Source organism: Sphingobacterium sp. Lzh-3, from assembly GCF_046764375.1.
Taxonomy (GTDB): domain Bacteria; phylum Bacteroidota; class Bacteroidia; order Sphingobacteriales; family Sphingobacteriaceae; genus Sphingobacterium.
Genome location: NZ_CP177226.1, coordinates 720,821 through 742,896, shown reverse-complemented (window position 1 = coordinate 742,896; position 22,076 = coordinate 720,821). Strand labels below are relative to the sequence as shown.

Annotated in this window: 15 protein-coding genes and 1 rRNA gene; 10 read left to right on the top strand and 6 right to left on the bottom strand. The window is 41.1% G+C overall.

Going from position 1 to position 22,076, the window contains the following annotated elements; translation table 11 throughout:
• Positions 1-210 precede the first annotated feature (210 nt).
• Together ACLCDV_RS03025 and uvrB are read right to left on the bottom strand one after the other, a co-directional pair.
• Positions 211-816: an outer membrane beta-barrel protein gene (locus ACLCDV_RS03025; protein WP_411972884.1), complete on the bottom strand. Its 606-nt coding sequence runs from the start codon at positions 814-816 to the stop codon at positions 211-213.
• 131 nt (positions 817-947) lie between these two features.
• Positions 948-2,981 carry an excinuclease ABC subunit UvrB gene (uvrB, locus tag ACLCDV_RS03020; RefSeq protein ID WP_201670136.1) on the bottom strand — a complete coding sequence of 678 codons (2,034 nt, stop codon included), beginning with the start codon at positions 2,979-2,981 and terminating at the stop codon, positions 948-950.
• A gap of 284 nt (positions 2,982-3,265) precedes the next feature.
• On the opposite strand from uvrB, the gene upp reads away from it, so the two are divergent.
• The 8 genes from upp (at position 3,266) to ACLCDV_RS02980 (ending at position 11,951) form a co-directional block, all read left to right on the top strand.
• On the top strand, positions 3,266-3,913 hold the full coding sequence (gene upp / locus ACLCDV_RS03015) for a uracil phosphoribosyltransferase (protein ID WP_313186537.1): 648 nt from the start codon (positions 3,266-3,268) through the stop codon (positions 3,911-3,913).
• A 104-nt stretch (positions 3,914-4,017) separates the two neighbouring features.
• Positions 4,018-4,491, top strand: coding sequence for a ribonuclease H-like YkuK family protein (locus ACLCDV_RS03010; protein ID WP_046672303.1), 474 nt, complete (start codon positions 4,018-4,020; stop codon positions 4,489-4,491).
• Positions 4,492-4,543: 52 nt separating this feature from the next.
• Positions 4,544-5,146, top strand: coding sequence for a nicotinamide riboside transporter PnuC (pnuC, locus tag ACLCDV_RS03005; protein ID WP_317668503.1), 603 nt, complete (start codon positions 4,544-4,546; stop codon positions 5,144-5,146).
• Between the two features lie 23 nt (positions 5,147-5,169).
• Positions 5,170-5,703, top strand: coding sequence for an ATP-binding protein (locus ACLCDV_RS03000; protein ID WP_317668504.1), 534 nt, complete (start codon positions 5,170-5,172; stop codon positions 5,701-5,703).
• A 150-nt stretch (positions 5,704-5,853) separates the two neighbouring features.
• Positions 5,854-6,264 carry a BrxA/BrxB family bacilliredoxin gene (locus ACLCDV_RS02995; protein WP_411972883.1) on the top strand — a complete coding sequence of 137 codons (411 nt, stop codon included), beginning with the start codon at positions 5,854-5,856 and terminating at the stop codon, positions 6,262-6,264.
• Positions 6,265-6,623: 359 nt separating this feature from the next.
• Positions 6,624-8,189: an amidohydrolase gene (locus ACLCDV_RS02990; RefSeq protein WP_411972882.1), complete on the top strand. Its 1,566-nt coding sequence runs from the start codon at positions 6,624-6,626 to the stop codon at positions 8,187-8,189.
• Positions 8,190-8,385: 196 nt separating this feature from the next.
• Entirely contained in the window at positions 8,386-9,291 is a 906-nt protein-coding gene (locus ACLCDV_RS02985; RefSeq protein WP_336833664.1) for a GLPGLI family protein, read from the top strand.
• A complete protein-coding gene (locus ACLCDV_RS02980; RefSeq protein WP_411972881.1) occupies positions 9,291-11,951 on the top strand; it encodes a hypothetical protein in 2,661 nt (886 codons plus the stop codon). The genes ACLCDV_RS02985 and ACLCDV_RS02980 overlap by 1 nt, the downstream gene beginning before the upstream one ends.
• Positions 11,952-12,083: 132 nt before the next feature.
• Here ACLCDV_RS02980 and lipA read toward each other — a convergent pair whose 3' ends face one another.
• On the bottom strand, positions 12,084-12,965 hold the full coding sequence (gene lipA, locus ACLCDV_RS02975; RefSeq protein WP_046672297.1) for a lipoyl synthase: 882 nt from the start codon (positions 12,963-12,965) through the stop codon (positions 12,084-12,086).
• 173 nt (positions 12,966-13,138) lie between these two features.
• Between lipA and ACLCDV_RS02970 the strand changes: the two genes are divergently transcribed.
• Together ACLCDV_RS02970 and carB are read left to right on the top strand one after the other, a co-directional pair.
• A complete protein-coding gene (locus ACLCDV_RS02970) occupies positions 13,139-15,373 on the top strand; it encodes a beta-N-acetylhexosaminidase (protein ID WP_411972880.1) in 2,235 nt (744 codons plus the stop codon).
• Between the two features lie 261 nt (positions 15,374-15,634).
• Entirely contained in the window at positions 15,635-18,454 is a 2,820-nt protein-coding gene (carB, locus tag ACLCDV_RS02965) for a carbamoyl-phosphate synthase large subunit (protein WP_075990945.1), read from the top strand.
• A 44-nt stretch (positions 18,455-18,498) separates the two neighbouring features.
• Here the strand turns inward: carB and ACLCDV_RS02960 are convergent, their stop codons facing one another.
• From ACLCDV_RS02960 to rrf, 3 genes are all read right to left on the bottom strand, one after another.
• On the bottom strand, positions 18,499-19,389 hold the full coding sequence (locus ACLCDV_RS02960; protein WP_245972924.1) for a formylglycine-generating enzyme family protein: 891 nt from the start codon (positions 19,387-19,389) through the stop codon (positions 18,499-18,501).
• Positions 19,390-19,605: 216 nt separating this feature from the next.
• Entirely contained in the window at positions 19,606-21,012 is a 1,407-nt protein-coding gene (locus tag ACLCDV_RS02955) for a Gfo/Idh/MocA family protein (RefSeq protein ID WP_236590176.1), read from the bottom strand.
• A gap of 916 nt (positions 21,013-21,928) precedes the next feature.
• A 5S ribosomal RNA gene (gene rrf / locus ACLCDV_RS02950) occupies positions 21,929-22,040 on the bottom strand.
• Positions 22,041-22,076: the final 36 nt, after the last annotated feature.

Genomic DNA, 22,076 nt, shown 5'->3' with positions numbered 1-22,076 from the left:
TCTGATGTGAAAGAAAGGAAAATAATTAGCGTGGATCTTAGAGGTCAATACAGATTTCATCGATCAGTACAAATGACCTGAAGATGAAAACATAAAACTTGAGCTTACAAAAAAGCAGCACATCCGATGATAACGCTTCAAAAAAAACAGGTTCTTTCTGAGACGATATAATTGATGGAGTGCTGCTTCCCGTTAAAGTTATATTAGTTGCTATTTTTTCAGTATCTGATGGAGGTCAAATCGTAAGCCAACATTGAACGTACGGTTATAGAGTTTTACATTTTCATTGACGCTCATATCCTTCATCCCATAATTGGAGCCAATGAAGAAACCATAGCCCCCATTCCATTTGTAACCTAAGTTAAAACCCAAACCATAGTCTGAAGGATTGGTCGTTGCATCGTAAAATTTTCCATCATTATTATTCACAGACATCTGTATACCATAATAGGGACTAGCAGCAAGATAAATCCGACCTTCTCCAACCGTAATATTATAAGCTATATTCAATGGAATCTCGATCGCATTCCTTCGGTATGTTGTCCAGTTATTTTCAAGGGCATGCTTTGCCTCCATACCATTTTGAGTAAAGTTTACTTCAGGCTGAATAGAGAGTCCGCCAACGAGCGGTATTTCAAGAAAAAGCCCTGCTGTAACACCCGAAATGCTTCGGAAGCTATAACTGTGGGATCGTTTATTGGATACCAATGATCCGGCATTCGTGTACCCAGCATTTATACCGTAAGAAATTTTACTTTGACAGAATGCTGTGGAAAACACAGAAAACAGTATTATACTGCAGATTAAATGTTTCATATGTGGTCAATTTATTTACAATTGCCACAAATATGCAAGGCGGAATCTTAATTTAAACGCTATTTAGCGTTGTTTAACAAATCTTAATATTGATTAACAATAATTAATACATATTAACAAACTGCCTTCCTTTACGATGGGAACCGCTCTTCATAGAGCTTCTCCAAAGAGAACATTTCATCACGATATTTCGCAGCTTCCAAGAAGTCCATTTCTTTTGCAGCTTTGTCCATTTTCTTCCTTACGTTATCGATCGCCTTCTTCAAATCTTTCTCACTCAGGTATTGCATCACTGGATCAGCTGCAATAGCCTTCGACGGATCAGGTTCAACATAAATTTTAGGTTCAATACCCGAAAAATCAGCAACAGAAGTCTGCTCCAGAATCTCCTCCCTTGTTTTGCCGACTGTACGCGGTGTAATGCCATGTTCCAAGTTATACTTCATCTGCTTGTCTCGGCGACGATTGGTTTCATCTATTGTGACACGCATACTATCCGTCATTTTATCGGCATACATAATAACCCGACCTTTATCATTCCGGGCAGCCCGGCCAATCGTCTGAATAAGCGATCGTTCGGAACGCAGAAAGCCCTCTTTATCCGCATCGAGAATCGCGACAAGCGTAACCTCAGGCAAATCGAGCCCCTCACGCAGTAAGTTCACCCCGACCAGGATATCAAATTCGCCCAATCGAAGACCGCGTAAGATTTCCACCCGCTCCAGGGTTTTAATTTCGGAGTGTATATAACGGACTTTTAAATTCAGCTTGGTCATATATTTGGAAAGCTCTTCGGCCATGCGTTTGGTCAATGTAGTAGCCAAAACACGCCCTCCTTCTTTGATGGTCTTATCGACCTCTTCCAAGAAATCATCGACCTGATTAATCGCTGGTCGTACTTCAATAATCGGATCCAAAAGTCCTGTTGGACGAATGACCTGCTCAACAACAACACCTTCAGTCTGCTGCAGTTCGTAATCGCCCGGAGTCGCGGACACATAAATCGTCTGATTCGTCAGGGATTCAAACTCCGGAAAGTTCAAAGGTCTGTTATCCAAAGCTGCTGGCAACCTAAACCCATGTTCAACCAAGGAAACTTTTCGCGACCGGTCACCACCATACATCGCACGCAATTGTGGTAAGGTGACGTGGCTTTCATCAATGACCAACAGGTAATCCTCCGGAAAATAATCCAGCAAACAGAACGGACGCATCCCCGGTTGTCTACCATCGAAAAAGCGGGAATAATTTTCAATTCCCGAGCAATAGCCCAGTTCACGCATCATTTCCAAATCATAATTGACCCGCTCCTCCAAACGCTTCGCTTCCAGCATTAAGCCTTCCTCTTCCAGTTGCGTTTTACGTTGCATCAATTCATCTTGAATAGCCCAGATTGATTCTTTGAATTTTTCTTTCGGTGTAACGAAAAGGTTTGCCGGAAAAAGAGCAAGATCTTCCATCTTGTTCAGCGTTTTACCTGAAATAGGATCGATCTCACTCAGTTCATCAATTTCATCTCCAAAGAATGAAATCCGAATGGCATTATCCAAGTATGCCGGAAACACGTCCACCGTATCACCTTTAACACGAAAGGTACCCCGTTTAAACTCTGTGGTCGTCCGTGAATATAAGATCTCGACCAATTTATGCAGGAAAGCATTTCTTGTGACAGTCATACCGACACCAAAACGAAAAATAGATCGGGAGAAATCCTCCGGATTTCCCATACCGTAGATACAGGATACCGAAGAAACGACAACAATATCACGCCGACCCGACATCAATGACGAGGTAGTCGCCAAACGTAACTTTTCGATTTCTTCGTTAATCGCTAAATCCTTCTCAATGTAGGTATTTGTCGAAGCAATAAAAGCTTCGGGTTGATAATAATCGTAATAAGACACAAAATAGTTGACCGAATTATTGGGAAAGAACTGCTTGAATTCACCGTACAACTGGGCCGCCAATGTTTTATTGTGACTTAAAATCAAGGTTGGCTTTTGCGTTTCCTGAATCACATTGGCAACAGTAAAAGTCTTACCCGATCCCGTTACCCCCAAAAGTGTCTGGTATTGCTCTGCCTGCTCTACACCTGCTACCAACTGCTTAATTGCTTCGGGCTGATCGCCTGTGGGTTTGTACTCCGATGTCAATTCAAATTTCATATACTTCCTATTTCTTAAAGAAAACTATTCAGGCCTCTTTCAGCAAACATTGCACCACGAATTACTTGAGCCGTAGGCTCAAAAAAAGCCTTTATGATCCGATGGTTTCAATCTGCTAACAAGAGGATTTTTCAACCTGTAGCCCAGGCCAAATCCTCTTATGGTCTTACACAAATTTACTAAAAATTTTACCATTTTAGCGCAAACTATAATAATACCATAGATGTTATTACTTTCAATTGATTATTTATTATCTTTAGTTTAATTGAACTAGCACACACGCCATGGTCACTATTCTATCTACCCAAAATAGCATTGCAAATCATTTTATTGCCGAGCTGAGAGATATCACTATTCAACAGGACCGTATGCGCTTTCGTCGGAATCTGGAACGATTAGGTGAAATTTTCGCTTATGAAATCAGCAAGACGATGGCCTACAAACCTGTTGAAGTTGAAACTCCGTTAGGCGTGGCCAAAACCCATCTCTTGATGGAACAACCCGTACTCGCTACAATTCTGAGAGCGGGTCTTCCCTTTCATCAGGGACTTTTAAATGTATTTGATCAGGCCGACAACACCTTCATTGCGGCCTATCGGCATACAAAAAAGAGCGGTGAGTTTGAAATTCATAAGGAATATGTCAATACACCAAACTTAGACAACCGTACAGTAATCATTGTAGACCCCATGCTGGCCACAGGAAAGAGCCTTGTTTTATGCTGTAAGGATCTACTGGCTGAATATGACATCAAGGAATTACACATTGTTGCGGCCATTGCATCCGAAGAAGGACTAAACCACGTTCAGGCTTTTGTACCCACGGCGCATATTTGGGTTGGCGACGTCGACCACGAACTGACCTCAAAAGCCTATATTGTACCTGGGCTCGGTGATGCCGGAGACCTGGCCTATGGTGTAAAACACCATTAATGTGGATAAATTATTTAAAACTAAATTAACACTTAGCTCATTGAAATTCAGTAAATTTATGTCAATGATGAAGTTTAATTTTTTTATATCTAATTTATATCGCTATGAGATGGCAAAAATACAATGGCGAATCCATTCGCTCCACGATTTTCGATGCTGTTGAAGAAGTCATTAAACGAGAAGATGCCCTAGGGAATAAGCTCAAGGTTTATATCGGCACCGATTCCCAAGTCAAGAGAGGCATCATCGACTTCGCAACAGTCATCGTCTTTCTCCGGGAACATAAAGGTGGATTTATGTTTATCCAACGGGACAAAAGGCACCACCGAATGAGCATTAAAGAAAGGATGCTACTCGAAGTCCAAAAATCCATCGATATAGCCTATCAACTCTGCCCCCTCCTCGAAAAACACAAAGTAGACCTCGAAGTCCACGCCGACATCAACACCAATCCAAATTTCCAGTCAAATGTTGCCCTGAAAGAAGCCATGGGCTATATTATGGGTATGGGATTTGTTTTTAAGGCTAAGCCCGAGTCTTTTGCCAGTACCAATTGCGCTAATAAACAAGTTCAATAATTGACTATAAGGCAGACTTTGTATATTTAGGGTGTAATTTTTAATACACCACATGCATGATTTTTTTCAGCAGATTGCACGTCAATTTGCCCAGACCTCTTGGCTCGAATGGTTAGGTACCCTGACAGGCTTTCTTTGTGTCTATTTGGCCGCTAAGCAAAATATATGGAACTGGCCGATTAGTATCATCAGCGTGGCGTCCTATGCTATTCTATTTTATGATGCCAAACTATATGGAGATACTGTACTGCAATTCTACTTTCTGTCTACTGCTGTTTATGGCTGGTATTATTGGATAAAACGAAAAGAAGAGAAAAAGAAACCCATCGTCAAAGCCAGCAAGGGGCAGTTGCTCCTTTGCCTCCTGGCAATCCTCGTCCTGACACTGTCAATCGGTTATCTCCTCGATAGCAAGACAAATTCCGATGTTCCTTATATTGACGCTTTCTGCACGTCCGTAAGTTTTGTTGCTCAATTTCTGATGACACGCAAAGTGCTCCAAAACTGGCTCTTATGGGTATTTGTGGATATTTGTTATATCCCGCTCTATATACACAAAGACCTTATGCTGACCGCAGTACTCTACCTTGTTTTCACACTCATCGCTTGGAATGGCTATCGCGATTGGCAGAAAACCTATAAAAATTTTGCGTAATATTGCCTATCAAAACGATCGATGTGGGAAAAGATTTCATAAAAATTGCCGTTGTTGGCCCCGAGTCCACCGGAAAATCAACGATGGCACAATTTCTTGCCAAGGAATTTCAGACGGTATGCGTGCCCGAATATTCACGTTATTATTGTCAAAGCCTCAACAATAAATATACCTTACAGGACGAAGTCAATATGTTTTATGGACAGGTCGCTTTGGAGGAAGCGCTGGTCCCTTTAGCACAAGGACAGCTCCTCATCTGTGACACGACCTTCCTTACGGTCAAAATTTGGTCAGATCATCTTTTCGGTCATACACCACAGGAAGTCACCGATAAAATTCAAAAACATGTTTACGATCTCTATCTGCTGATGGATATCGATCTACCCTGGCAGGACGATCCACTACGGGATTTTCCCGAACAGCGCGAACATTTCATGGAGATCTGGAAAAACGAATTGAACGCCATTAATGCGAATTATCGTCTTGTTTCGGGTCTCGGCGACCAACGTCTTGAAAATGGACTTCATGCTGTAAAAGATTTTCTGACATTGATTTGAGACAAGTGTCTTGACGAAGCAGCCTTTTACAGCTATATTTGTAAGAATAAAGTATAGCTGTTGTTTATGCGGAGTAAGTATACTTGCCCGGCGACAGAAAGCTTTATAAACACAATTAAAATAGAATATTAACATTTTACTTAAGAAATAATGTATCCAGAATATTTAGTAACTCCAATGCGTCAAGAGTTAGTTGATGCGGGATTCGAAGAATTAAAAACACCTGAAGCAGTTGATCAGGCTATCGCATCAGAAGGAACTGTTTTTGTGGTTGTAAACTCTGTTTGTGGTTGCGCTGCTGCAAATGCACGTCCAGCCGCAAAAGCTGCTGTAAAAAACGAAAAACGCCCAGCCAAATTGGTGACTGTTTTCGCAGGTATGGAAACTGATGCAGTAAACACTGCACGTAACTACATGTTGCCTTACCCTCCATCTTCACCAGCAATGGCTTTATTTAAAGACGGGAAATTGGTACACATGATTGAAAGACATATGATTGAAGGTCGCCCGGCACAAATGATTGCTGACAATTTAGTTGCAGCATTTGACGAGTACTGTTAATCACGTATTTTGATTTTTGAATTAAAAAGGCTGTCCAAGTTATTTGGATAGCCTTTTTTGTCTATTGGATAATTCGTATTTTCCTTACTTTTCCTGCACGTCCCCTTTCAAAACTTTACAGATGGTCTCCTGTCCGAACATTAAGCGGCAACTCAGCATAGGCGCCTCACGTAAAGCAATTCGATCAGCTAAAGCAATTCGATCAGCCAAAACCTCAAGTCCGCATATCCAGCAGACCTAGCCCCAAGTCTAGTTTCAGTTTATTAAAAGCTTTTTCCTATTTTTAGGTTATGAAAACCTTCCCAATAATCATTTTTTTATTCTGCTTGACGATCATATCATGTTCACCGCAAACGAAAGTGGACCTTATTGTTTATCATGCGCAAGTATATACTGTAGATTCGGCTTTTAGTACAGCACATGCTTTTGCTGTCAAAGATGGTAAGTTTATTGCCATTGGTTCCGATGAAGAAATACAGCGAAAGTACAAAGCAATAGAAAAAATTGACGCACAGGGGAAGGCCATTTATCCGGGATTCTACGATGCCCATGCGCATTTATTTGACGAAGCCGAACTAATGGATCAAGTCGACCTAAACGGCGCCGATTCTTTCGAGGAGGTTATTCAACGTGTCAAAAACTACCAACAAAAAAATCCGCACAAAACTTGGCTGATCGGTGGTGGCTGGGACCAAAATCGCTGGAAAGATAAAACTTTCCCAACCAAGGATCTACTCGACAAAGCTTTCCCGGATATCCCCGTCTACCTTATGCGTGTAGATTATCATGCGGCGGTTGCGAACTCCAAAGCACTCGAATGGGCAAAATTAACAAGTATCCCCATCATTCGCGGCGGTGTGGTCGGCGGGACTAATAATACTCCCAATGGTCTCTTGATCGACAATGCAATGGATCTTGTCAATAAGACAATTCCGGTTCCGAGTGAAAAAGAATATTTAAGAATGCTCAAGCGGACGCAAGACTCTCTCCTTTCCGTTGGCCTTACCTCCATTGTAGATGCAGGTTTATCAAAAGAAAGACTCGATCTGCTAAAGAAATACTATCGGGAAGGACAGTTGAAAATTAGAGATTATGCCATGATCCTAGGCAATCCCCAAAATATAAAGTCATTTATCGATCAGGGTTTCTATGAAACAGACCGTTTCGAGATCAAAGGATTTAAACTGCTCGCCGATGGCGCATTGGGATCCCGTGGTGCATGCCTCCTCGCGCATTACCATGATGCCCCCACCCACGGCTTTCTCCTCCATAGCCCTCAAGAATACGAAGCAATGATCAAACAGATTGCCGAAAGTAAGTTTCAGGCAAATACCCATGCGATAGGCGATTCGGCCAATCGTATTATATTGGATATTTATGGCAAATACCTCCATAATAATGGCGATCGTAGATGGCGAATCGAGCACGCCCAAATTATATCGCCTGCAGATTTTGATAAGTTTCGAAAGTATCAAATCATACCATCTGTACAACCCACACATGCAACCTCCGATATGTACTGGGCCAAAGATCGACTCGGTGAAGAACGTATGAAAGGCGCTTACGCTTATAAGCATCTGTTGAAAGAATATGGAAAACTCGCTTTGGGGAGTGATTTTCCGGTCGAACATTTCAATCCCTTATATGGTTTCCACGCGGCAGTAGCCCGCGTTGACAAAAAAGGATATCCTAGCCACGGATTTCAGATGCAAGATGCGATAAGCCGTGAAGACGCTTTGAAAGGAATGACAATCTGGGCGGCATACTCCTGTTTTCAGGAGAAAAAAAGAGGAAGTATCGAAGTAGGAAAAGATGCTGATTTTGTTATCCTCGAAAAGGATATCTTGAAAATTCCGAATGAGCAACTGCGAAATGTAAAAACAGCACAGACAGTAATTGCAGGTGAGACCGTGTTTAAAAGATAACAATAGCTCATATGCCTAAACATGTCCACTAAACTTATATCGCTGACAAAGCGAAATAGTTAACAAAAAAGATAGCTAACAAATCAAACATTTATTCACCTGCAGTAACCTGCCCTAAGGAGGATTACAAGGAAAAATTAGAATAAATTTTCCTAATTACGAATATTTCGTATATTTACGATATAAACATACATTTATGAAATATTCATTACTACTCCTATTATCCTTAGCGACGCAGCTGTTATTTGCACAAGAGCGTACTCCAGCAATCGCTAAAGTACATTACGAATTCAAGCATGTAAATGATAGCACCCAACGGGATCAATTTATACGCGATGAAACAGTCGTTTACCTGAATCAACAGGCCAGCTACTACACATCATATTCATCCAGGCGCATGCAAGATGAGGTCAAAAAACAAATGGAGGGCCCCAGTTTCGACGGTACACTAAACATTACTACTCGTTCGACACCATCGAGCTCCTCCTATTTATTAGACGCCAATCAAAACAAAATGACCGAAGTGGTCAGCGTTGCCAGTGACAATTTTGCCATTCCACAGGTTTACCCTATTCAAGATTGGGAAATACTGGGTGACCGCAAAGAAATTGGTGGCTACAATTGCCAGAACGCAAAAACAACATTCAAAGGCCGAACCTATATCGCCTGGTTTACAACCGAACTGCCGTTTTCCTATGGTCCGTGGAAACTTCATGGCCTTCCTGGCCTAATTCTGGATGCTCGTGACACAAAAAATGAAGTGATTTTTGCTTACGCCGGATTCGACAAAATTGAGGATGGCAAAACATCGGTGGCCCTGCCGCAAAACGCCATTGTAAGTACTGCAGAAGAGGTAAAAAAAGTTCAGGAAGCCTTTAAGGCCAATCCACAAGCTTATATGCAAGCCCAATCGGGAAAAAACAGAACCATCAGTGTAGGTTCATCGGGAAATATGGTTGCAGTTAGATCCAGTTCCGGCTCCGGAGGAGGCTCCCCTGCTGGTGCTTTGGATCCGTCAAAAATAAAGAGTTTCAATATTTCAAGAGACGATAAATACAAACCTTCAAAAGTTACCAACAATCCGATAGAGCTGACGCCTTAATGAAAGTATTTTTATGTTTATTTATATTCGTTTTGCTTGGGCAAATAACCTTTGCCCAGCAAACGATTAGTGGAACGGTCCAAGTGGATAAGACGCAGCATCCCGTACCCTTTGCCAGTGTTAACATCCTTTCAGACAACAAAATCATCGCTTTCAAACCGACAGATAAAGAAGGGCGTTTTACAATTACATTACCAAAGGACTATGCAAGCCTCTACCTGCAGATCAATCACCTTACTTACGAAAAATTTGAACTCAAACTTGGCACGCAGACATCGAATCTTCGGATCGCCCTCGTACCAAAAACCAATCTACTACAAGATGTCATTGTAAAGAGCAAACCTAAAGTAAGCCGTTCAAATGATACGATCTCTTACGACGTCGGATCTTTTGCCAAAGAAGAGGATCGAAATATAGGCGACGTAATCAAACGTCTTCCGGGTATGGAAGTTACTGAATCGGGTCTTATTAAATACCAGGACAAAACCGTTTCTAAACTTTACATTGACGGTGACGATCTATTGGAAAACCGCTATGGTGTAGGTACACGGACAATCCCGCATAAAATGGTAAAAGACATTCAGGTACTCGACAATCACGAACATTATAAAGTTCTTAAAAATAAACGGTTTACAGAAGACGTCGCCATAAATCTCGTTATCAAAGAGGAAGCAAAGCTAAAACTCACTGGGCAGGCCAAAATTGGCGTCGGCACGCCCAATCTCTATGATCCTGAATTGAACTCAATCCTATTCAACAAAAAAGTTAAGATGTTGAATGTCCTCAGCGGTAATAATACCGGCAATGATCTTTCCGGAGATATCATCGGCGCCAATCAGTCCTCTTTACTGGCCAAGTTTGGTAGCTCGCCCATCAACAATCTCCTGGCGACGAGCACAACAGGCAGTCCAAATATCCCTAAAAACAACTATTATTTCAACAATACAGGTTCGCTAAACACCAATAATCTATATAACCTTAAGAATCACTGGCAGCTAAAATCAAATATTCAGGTTTTATACGACAACAATAGGCAAAATAATGCCTCAAGCACACAATACCTGCTCGATGATGGCGACGTCTATTTTAATGAGCAAAATCAGCTGAAAACAGCGCGATGGCTTGGCGCAGCCAGACTTTCGGCATCCACCAATACGGAAAAGAAATATGCGAGTAATGCCTTGTCATTTGAGTATGAAAAAAAAGATATAACAGCATTGTTGACAAACTCTTCAGGCCAGATCGAGCAGTTCCAAAAACACCACATCAAGGGATTCAGCAACTTGTTTAGCTATATACCCCAACTTAAAAACAACGACATTATTGCAATCAACTGGACTTTAAATTATGGTAATAAACCACAGTCTTTACAGATCTATCCCGGTGTTTTTCCAGAAATACTCAACGATAGCATTCCCTATAAAAGTAGCCGCCAGCAAATTGAAGTTCCTTCCTTTTTTACGGAGGTCAGTACAGGTTATCGTTTCAATAAAGGCAGAATCAAGCAATACTATCAAATTGGCTTCGATACAGATCGCCAACACTTCAACTCGCTCCTTACAATAGCGGATAATGATCAACATATTCGAACTTTGGGCGATAATACCCGTAATGATCTGCATTGGAGCAGGTCCCAAGCATTTATTACTCCTCAATATTCCTGGAAAACAAGTCGGTTTGAAACCCAGCTCGACATCCCGGTCACCTATTTATTTACGCATTATGAAGATGTCAGTCATCAGCTGTCCACTTCCAAAAATTCTGTGCTGATCAATCCTAATTTAAAAGCGAGATGGCAGGTTTCTCAAGAAGACTATCTTCAATTTAACTATCAATTTGCGCAGGACATTGGCAACATAGAAGATATATACCGCGGTGCGGTATTACGGAACTATAGAATGCTCAGCCAAAATAATGCAGCGCTAAATGAATCCAAAAAACATACATTTAATCTCAATTATAATTTAGCCCGTACCCTAAAAGTATTATTTGCAAATGCTGGTGTTAGCTATTCAAGATCGCTTTCCAACACGATATTATCTTCCGTTATAAAAAATAACATCACCGAAAATATCTTGGTCAATATGGATAACCTGCAGGAGCGCTGGTCTTCTCAGATCGGGTTCGATAAATACATTTTCCCCCTGGCAAGTACCCTCAAACTAAAAGGAAGCATTTCTCACTTCAAATACAATCAATTGTTAAACAATGCCCTAGTCCCTATTAGAAGTATGAGCTATCTATTTCAACCCAGTATAGAAGCTAAAGTCTTTAAATCTTATAACATTTCCTATTCAGGACTATTCAATTGGAGCAGGAGTAAACAACAGGGTCTGGACAATACGATCCAAAATAAAACCACCACAATGATGCATAATATAGGTTTTCCGACCAGCCTCTTCAAAAACGGCTTTATGCGGCTAAACCTGCGCAATCTTGCCACCTTTCAAACAAACATGAAGAATGCAAGTTATACCTTCATAGACTTTTTTACGCGCTACAAGGTCAACAAGTGGAAAATGGACTTCGAATTGGAAATGAATAATTTGGCCAATATCAAAAACTATCGTACTTATCTGATGACGGCCAATATGATTTCCGAGAATGAATTTGAACTTCGCGGAAGAACAATTTTACTCCGCACAGTTTTTAACCTTTAAAGCATCAGACCACATCGGAAAGAAACAATTGCGTTGGGGTATTAAAAAAGAAGCCTGAGCAAAAAATCACTCAGGCTTCTTTTTATATCTTGCGAAAAAGTATTCTTCGTTAAAAAACTTTAGAACTGTTTTCTATTGCATATCGAATAGATGTTTCTCAGCATGATAAGAAGAACGAACCAACGGTCCTGACTCCACATACTTGAATCCCATTTCTAAACCAATTTTCTGATATTTCTCAAACTGTGCAGGTGTAATCCATTCGATTACAGGATGGTGAGCTTTCGTAGGCTGTAAATATTGACCTAATGTCAAAATATGCACCCCGACGTTATATAAATCTTGCATTGCCTCGATAACATCTTCCTCAGTTTCACCTAAGCCAAGCATAATTCCTGATTTTGTACGGAGTCCCGCTTCAGAAATGCGACGTAGGCACTCGAGTGAACGATCGTATTTAGCCTGAACGCGAACTTCTCTTGTCAAACGACGGACAGTTTCGAGGTTGTGCGAAACAACTTCGGGACGTACTGCGATCACGCGGTCCAAATTATCCCATTGTCCTTTAAAATCTGGCAAAAGTGTTTCTAAGGTTGTTTCTGGGCTTTCTCTACGGATTGCGTTGATTGTCTCCGCCCATATTATCGAACCACCATCTTTTAGGTCATCACGATCCACCGAAGTGATCACACAGTGTTTTACCTGCATTAACTTGACAGAATTGGCGACACGATTGGGTTCATCCAAATCAACCGCCAGAGGACGACCGGTTGCTACCGCACAAAACGAACAAGAACGCGTACAGATATTTCCCAAAATCATGAAGGTTGCCGTTCCAGCGCCCCAACATTCGCCCATATTCGGGCAATTTCCACTCTCACAAATTGTATGTAATTTATGCTCGTCTACAAGACTTCTGACATGTCTATACTCTTTACCAACAGGCAATTTGACACGCAACCAATCAGGCTTGCGTTGTGCAGGAGTTGCCGGAATAACTGGAAGTTCAATCATACAACAAAGTTAAGGATTAAAAATGTAATTTCTACCCGTCAATTTGTTGGTTTTATATCATAAAAAATGACCGATTGCCACCAATAATAGAATTATGAAACAAAAATTAGGATATTTGTGTTGATTATCATTAATCTAATAACAAAACTATGCGACTGAGCCGATCTTTATCCATGTTGTTACTTGGGGGTGCAACGATCTTTACTGCACATGCCCAAACCAACTTTGACATTATACCCAAACCTTCGAAAATCACATTGGCTACGGGAACATACGCTATCCCTACACATCTTCAGGTTATTGTTTCAGATGAATTTCAGGAGGCGACACAACTGCTTAGTGAACACCCAGCTATCAAAAGCCTAGCTGTCGAAGTACTCAAGAAAAATAAAAAAGGTCCAAAAGAAGGCTTTCGCATTATTAAAGCAGTTGATGCAGATAACCTTAGCAAGAACGCCTATTCCATCCAAATCGATGAAAAAGGCCTGCTACTCAGGGCCTGGACTGTACCCCAGGTTATCAATGGGATTTACACACTGGTTCAATTGGGCTATCTACAAGCTGATCCAAGTAAAATAGCCTATGCAACTATAGTCGATGAGCCACGATTTGCCTACCGTGGCTTACACCTGGATGTATCGCGCCATTTTATGCCGCTATCTTTTGTAAAAAAGTATATCGACATCATGGCCATCTACAAATTCAACAATTTTCATTGGCATTTAACCGACGGAGCGGGGTGGCGATTGGAGATTAAGAAATACCCCGAGTTAACACAAAAGGCGGCCTGGCGTACACATACGGGCTGGAAAGATTGGTGGAACAATGGTCGTCAGTATGTAGAAAAAGGTAAGCCAAATGCCAGCGGTGGATTCTATACGCAGGAAGAAGCACGCGAATTGGTCGACTATGCAGCCCGTAAAGGGATCAATGTTATTCCTGAGATAGAAATGCCCGGACATTCGGAAGAAGTATTAGCCGTATACCCCGAACTCTCTTGCTCCGGAAAGCCCTATAGTCAGGGAGAATTCTGTATCGGCAATGAAAAAACGTTTGAATTTCTAAAAAATGTTTTGGATGAAGTCCTCACGATATTCCCTTCCCAGTACATTCATATCGGCGGTGATGAAGCTGAGAAAAAGCATTGGGAAACCTGCCCAAAAGATCAGGCGCTCATGCAAAAAGAAGGATTAAAATCTGTTGACGAACTGCAGAGTTATGCCATCAAACAAATGGATCTATACCTGCAATCCAAAGGTAGAAAGCTGATCGGCTGGGACGAAATCCTTCAAGGGGGGCTCACCGAAGGAGCGACCGTCATGAGCTGGCGCGGTGAAGATGGTGGCATAAAGGCCGCAAATGCAGGCCATGATGTCATCATGACTCCTGGTTCACACCTCTATTTTGATTCTTATCAAACAGACCCTCGGACACAGCCTGAAGCCATCGGGGGTTATCTGACACTTGATAAGGTTTATTCGTATGATCCTATTCCAGCCGCCATACAAGGGGACAAAACCAAGCATATCCTCGGCGCACAGGCGAATATATGGACAGAATATGTACCTACCACCGAACACCTCGAATATATGGTGTTCCCACGTGCGCTGGCTTTGGCGGAGATCAATTGGACGAATAAAGACGGGAAAAGCTGGACGGATTTTCAGCGAAGACTGCAATCACATTATAAGCTTTTACAAGATCTGAACGTCAATTATTATCGTCCTTCCTTTAATGTCGCTTATACAGCAACATACAATGCCGCTAAAAATAATAATAAAATTACGCTGACAACGGAGCAACTAAAAACAGATCAGATCCGATATACCATTGATAGCAGTGAGCCTACAATCTTGTCTACGCCATATACTGGACCATTTGAACTCAGCTCAACAGGTCATATCAATGCCGCTTATTTTCAAGATTCTATCAAAATCGGACCAACCCTATCCTTTGATATTGACATTCATCGTGCTATTGGAAAAAAAGTAACGTACAACACAGCATGGTCGGGATATCCAGCACAAAAAGATTCTACCTTAACAAACGGAATCATGGGCGGTCTTTCCTATCACGATGGTCAATGGCAAGGATTCACCAGTCCGATTGATGTTGTCGTGGATATGGAACGCAGGGAAGAAATACACCAAGTAGCCATGAATTTTATGCAGATGATCGGACCCGGCGTTTATATGCCTGGAGAAATGGAAGTCCTGCTTTCGGATAATGGCCGTACCTTCAGATCTGTAGGAACGATCAAAAATGACATATCCGATAAAGAATCCAAGTTGACGTTCAAAAGGTTTGAACTCAAACTTGACAAAGCCCAACAGGCTCGTTATATAAAAATCAAAGCCAGCAATCCAAAAAAAGGCTACTTGTTCACCGACGAAATCATCGTTTATTAAACAAATCAGCTTCATTATTGCCTACGAGTTGGAAAACATACCGCTTATGTTTTCCAACTCGTTTTTGTTTTTTCAGGGCCACTTTTCTAAAAAACTACATTTTTTTTTGAAATATTCTTAAAATAAATAGTTAATTTTCAAAATTTAAAATGTAACTTTGCACTCCGACAAAGCAGTCGGAATGACCCTTCCCCATGAGCTACTTTTGATTGTCTTTGCTCAGATTTACAATAGGAAATTTAATTTTTTGAACTAGATATAATGCCAAGAAACACTTCCATTAAGTCGGTTTTAATCATCGGATCAGGTCCCATCGTTATCGGTCAAGCTTGTGAATTTGATTATTCTGGATCTCAAGCATCCCTTTCATTGAAAGAAGAAGGTATTGAAGTATCCATCATCAACTCAAACCCTGCAACAATCATGACGGACAAAGTTGTTGCAGACAATGTCTACTTACTTCCATTAACATGCGAAAGTATTGAAGAAATTTTGCAAAAACACAACATTGACGCTGTACTTCCTACCATGGGTGGCCAGACAGCTTTGAACTTATGTATCGAAGCTTCTAACCTAGGTCTTTGGGAAAAATACAACGTAAAAGTTATCGGTGTTGATGTTGCTGCCATTGAAAAAACTGAAAACCGTGAAGAATTCCGTCAATTAATGGTTGATATCGGTGTGGGCGTTGCAACATCCAAAATTGCAAACTCATTCCTTGAAGGTAAAGAAGCGGCACAAGAAATTGGCTATCCGCTTGTTATACGTCCATCTTATACTCTTGCAGGTACAGGAGGTGGATTTGTTCACAGAAAAGAAGATTTTGATGCGGCCTTAAATAGAGGTTTACACGCTTCACCAACACACGAAGTTTTGGTAGAGCAAGCGGTATTGGGCTGGAAAGAATTTGAGTTGGAATTACTTCGTGATACCAACGACAATGTTATCATCATCTGTACCATTGAAAACTTTGATCCAATGGGTATCCACACTGGAGACTCAATCACTGTTGCACCAGGCATGACATTGTCAGACAAATGTTATCAAGATATGCGTAATCAGGCTATTCTGATGATGCGTTCAATTGGTACATTTGCAGGTGGTTGTAACGTTCAGTTCTCTGTAAACCCGGAAAACGAAGAAATTATTGCCATCGAAATCAATCCACGTGTATCACGCTCTTCGGCTTTAGCATCGAAAGCAACGGGTTATCCAATTGCGAAGATTGCAGCTAAATTGGCGATTGGTTACAACTTGGATGAATTGCAAAATCAGATCACAAAGACAACATCCGCATATTTTGAACCAACATTGGACTATGTGATCGTTAAGATCCCTCGTTTCAACTTCGATAAATTCAAAGGAGCAAACAAGGAATTAGGTCTACAGATGAAAGCAGTAGGTGAAGTAATGGCAATCGGCCGTACATTTATCGAAGCTTTACAAAAAGCATGTCAATCATTGGAGACTGGCCGCGCTGGTTTAGGTGCTGACGGTCGTCAATGGAGAAACCTTGACGAAATCATGGATAGTTTGGAACATCCAAGTGGTGACCGTTTATTCCATATCAAAGATGCTTTCGAATTAGGCGTTCCTTTGGAATCTATCCGTAAGGCAACACGTATCGACAAATGGTTCTTAGTACAGATCCAAGAGTTGGTACACCTTGAGCAAGAATTACGTCGTTATCAATTGAATAATATTCCACGCGATTTCTTCATGACCTTAAAACAAAAAGGTTATTCAGATGTACAAATCGCATGGTTACTAGGAAATGTAACAGAGGATCAAGTTTACGATCGTCGTAAGGAGCTAGGTATCAACCGGGTTTACAAAATGGTCGATACTTGTGCTGCAGAATTCCCTGCACAAACACCATACTACTATTCGACATTCGAAGAAGAAAACGAATCGATCTCTTCAGACAGAAAGAAAATCATCGTTTTAGGTTCAGGTCCTAACCGTATCGGTCAGGGTATCGAGTTCGATTACTCGTGTGTACACGGTTTATTGGCAGCTAAAGAATCTGGTTACGAAGCGATTATGGTTAACTGTAACCCAGAGACTGTGTCGACAGACTTCAATATGGCTGACAAATTATACTTCGAGCCCGTATTCTGGGAGCATGTACGTGAGATCATCGAATTAGAAAAACCAGAAGGTGTTATCGTTCAGTTGGGTGGACAAACGGCTCTTAAAATGGCTGAGCGTCTAGAGCAACTTGGCGTAAAAATCATCGGTACTTCATTTGAGAATATGGACTTGGCAGAAGACCGTGGCCGTTTCTCCGATCTATTGAAAGAATTGGAAATTCCATATCCAAGATACGGTGTAGCAACTTCAGCAGAAGAAGCATTACAAGTTGCAAACGAAGTTGGATATCCAGTATTGGTTCGTCCTTCTTACGTATTGGGTGGACAAGGCATGAGCATTGTTATCAACGATGAAGATTTAGAAAAAGCTGTTGTCAACTTGTTGAAAAACCTTCCTGGAAACCATATCCTGATCGACCACTTCTTGGATCGTGCAGAAGAAGCTGAATCAGATTCAATCTGTGATGGTGAAGATGTACACATCATTGGTATGATGGAACATATTGAACCTGCTGGTATCCACTCAGGAGACTCTTCAGCTGTGTTGCCTCCATTTGGCCTATCACAAGCTGTTCAGGATAAAATGGAAGAATACTCCATTAAATTAGCAAAAGCATTGAACGTAAGAGGTCTATTAAACATTCAGTTTGCTGTAAAAGGTGAAAATGTATATGTTATCGAGGCTAATCCACGTGCATCACGTACGGTTCCTTTCATCGCTAAAGCTTATGATGTTCCTTACATCAATATTGCAACTAAAGTCATGTTGGGTGTTAATAAATTGAAAGACTTTACGATCGAACGTAAGCTGAAAGGATACGCGATTAAAGAACCTGTATTCTCTTTCAATAAATTCCCTGAAGTAGACAAGCAATTAGGCCCTGAGATGAAATCAACTGGTGAAGCAATTCGCTTTATCAAAGATCTTCAAGATCCTTATTTCAGAGAATTGTACAATCAAAAATCAATGTTTTTGAATGCACAATAAGACATATCAATAAAATAGAAAAGGCTTGCAAATGCAAGCCTTTTCTATTTTATATCTTTTACACAGCGGAACCCAACATTATTTGTAGGACTGTTGACCTCCCCTTTTCCTCTGCTTCCGGCTTTATACCTTTCGCAATATTGATCATTGCAAAGAAATGACCCGCCCCGCTGAACGCGTTTTTCAAGATTTGGTTCCTGCGGATCATAAGAATCTTGTGGTCCTTTGGGGTTAGCAGTTGTACTATGCTGATAATAATCGGGTCTATAAAAATCAGCACACCATTCCCACACATTCCCTTCCATATCGTACAGTCCCAACGCATTTGCCTGAAATGATTTTACAGGCGCAGTCCCCTCAAAGCCATCTTCCTTTGAATCTTGTACAGGAAACTTTCCCTGGTAAATATTAGCGGTCCATTTACCATTAGGCTTCAAGTCCTTGCCCCAATAATACAAGTCATCGTTTGCATCTTTACGCCCTCTAGCCGCATATTCCCATTCCGCTTCTGTAGGTAATCGTTTGCCTGCCCATTTCGCGTAAGCTGCTGCATCTTCATAGGCAACCTGAACAACCGGATAATTCATTTTATCCTTTATCGAGCTATTCGGTCCCTCGGGATGTTGCCAGTTTGCTCCGGGGACATACTCCCACCACATCAGGTAATTATTTAAGGAATTGAGTTCTTTGGGTTTAGAAAACACAGCCGATCCCGGGACTAACATCTTGGGATCTACCCCTGGAAAGTCTTTCGGATCCAGTTCCCGTTCAGCTACTGTAACGTAGCCCGTCTCCTTTACAAACTGCGCAAACTGTGCATTTGTGACCTCATGTTCGTCCATATAAAATGAATTCAGTTGCACCTGATGTAAAGGCTTACTATCTTCAAAATTCGAACTTCCCATCAAAAATTTGCCCCCTTCGACTAATATCATCTTGTCTGTAGTCTTACTTTTTAACTGAGCAATTTGGGATTTTATCATACCTGCGCGCGTAGGTATATTTTCCCCGACACAACAGGAAAGTGTATCCTTGGTGGAAAATAACGATAAACAGGTCATTAGAGTCAGATTGAATAACATAATTAAAGATAAACATAAAAGGGGAACAATAAAAAGTTCCCCTTCAATAAGTCATTTTATATAAGCGGACTATACGCCCAATTGTATATTTTCTTTTTTCGCTGATCTAGCACGAATAGGCGTATTTCCACCGCCTTTTAACGTGATTTCTACCGGCGTATTATTTTTCCATGCACCCTTTGTGAAATCCGGTACATCAACTGTTTTACAGTTCTTTTCTACAGATTCGAAACTCAATGGCACGATACAGCTCCATGAAGCAGCATCATAGACATCCTGGTCCAAAGGTAATCCGTTGCGCAAACAGTCAATCAGACGCCAGTCCATCATAAAATCCATCCCACCGTGTCCACCAACCTGTTTTGCCTGCTCACCAATATATTTCACCAATTCTGGTGTGTATTTATCGTACAGTTCTTTTAATTTCTGTTCTGTAATGAATTCATGGCCAAAAGCAATATTCTCCGTAGGATACTTTTGTGCAAACCCTTTGGTTCCACTTAGTGTATGTAATCTAGAGTAAGGTCTAGGAGAAGTGACATCATGCTGCAGCATAATCGTTTTTCCTTTTGCGGTGCGGATAAGCGTTGTATTCATATTACCACGGTATTTCTTTCCGACAAATTCCTGGAAAAAAGAATCCTTGGCCGCTAGCTCTTTTGCTTTTTCTCCCATCATAAAATCATTGGAAGACATTGCCACAAGATGATCCATCTTATCCCCTCTATTGATATTTAAGCATTGTGCCACAGGCCCAAGTCCATGAGTAGGGTATAGATTTCCATTTAATTTTATATTTTCTCTCAGGCGCCACATGTTATCATAGCCATTCTTTGCAAAATTAAGATCCAGCAAATCGTGAATATAAGCACCTTCGGCATGGACGAGTTCGCCAAACAAGCCTTGGCGTACCATATTCAATGTCAGCATTTCGAAGAAATCATAACAGCAATTTTCCAACATCATACAATGCTTTTTAGTCGCTTCAGATGTCTTCACGACCTCCCAACAATCTTTGATCGTCAAAGCAATCGGCACTTCACAAGCCACGTGATTACCCGCTTTCATCGCGGCAATACTCATTGGAGTATGATAATCCCAAGGCGTACAAATATAGACCAGATCGAGTTTCTCTTCCTTCAACAAGGATTTCCAGCCATCTTCACCTGAATATGCTTTCGGAGCTGTTAGACCTTTCGATGTAACGATTTTTGTTGCGCGTTCAACCCGATCTGGATGTTTGTCGCAAAGTGCGACAATTTCGCATCCCTCAATGAAGGACAACCGTTCAACAGCACCAGGACCGCGCATGCCCAGTCCAATCACTGCTACTCTGACTTTATCAATTTTTGGAGCTGCATAGCCACACATATTAAACGACTCTGCTGCCGTATTGGCATTGACCAAAGTAGGGAGTGAAACAGCCAGTGATGACAATATTCCGGCCTTTTTTAGAAAATCTCTTCTAGAATCCATAATTTAAAGTTCATATAAATTTAAAGGGACCAATTGGTCCCTCTAAAAAATCACCTATTTTAAAACAAACTAAACAGTCAATAGAAAAATCCTTTTGGATTGGATTTATATTTGGTTCTTATGTAAGAACTTAATCTCTATAACAATAATATAACACTTTTTTCTAAATAAAAAATGAAACTTGAAAGCAATCGTTTGCTTAATCTACACAAACGATTGCTTAATTTTTTATCTTCGTTGTTTTTCAATCGATATTCATCAGCCACAAAGTTTTCAATAATGAAATCCCTGATAGGATAAGCCCATTATAATCGGTTACTCTAGCAGGGAATATCGAGCTGCATTTGCTAGCGTTATACAATTGTAACTACACAGAGGTATAGCTGCAGGTATAATGTTATATTACGTTCCTGACTGTAAAGTGTACATAAAAAGATCATAGTCATGTTGTTAATGATATTTGCCCATAAAGTTTAATAATAGTACAGAATAGCTGTATAGTGTGTAATTCTGGTAGCTATATCTGTAACCACTACCGGTATACTTCCCAACAGTCGGATAGCATATACAGTATTATAAGTAGCTACTGCAAGACCAATTGATATGCAGCTATAGGATACAGGTAAAAAGTAATAGGATTTGATACGATCAGTGAAGGTTGTATGAGTGCTGTCCACTGGATTACAATTCCCCTTGGCTACGAGGATGCTCCATATCACCGGAGCACAGTGAAAGCTGCAGGATAGCGGAGGTTTCGGAACAGCTGCCGATGGACCGGGCTCACCGACGGTCCTGTGCTGCGAGAACCGATAGACGGAGGAAAGGCAGTGATGGTCAGTGGCCGAAGTGTAATGGCCATGGAAGTACTTAAACGAAAGAAGCCCTTGACTGTTTCCAGCAAGGGCTTCCGTGTAAAAAAAGGCACCGACCTACTCTCCCACCTGTTACGGCAATACCATCGGCTCTGGCGGGCTTGACTGCTCTGTTCGGAATGGGAAGAGGTAGACACCGCCGATATAGGCACCTAAAAATCTTTATTGGATGATCTATGATATTCATATCAT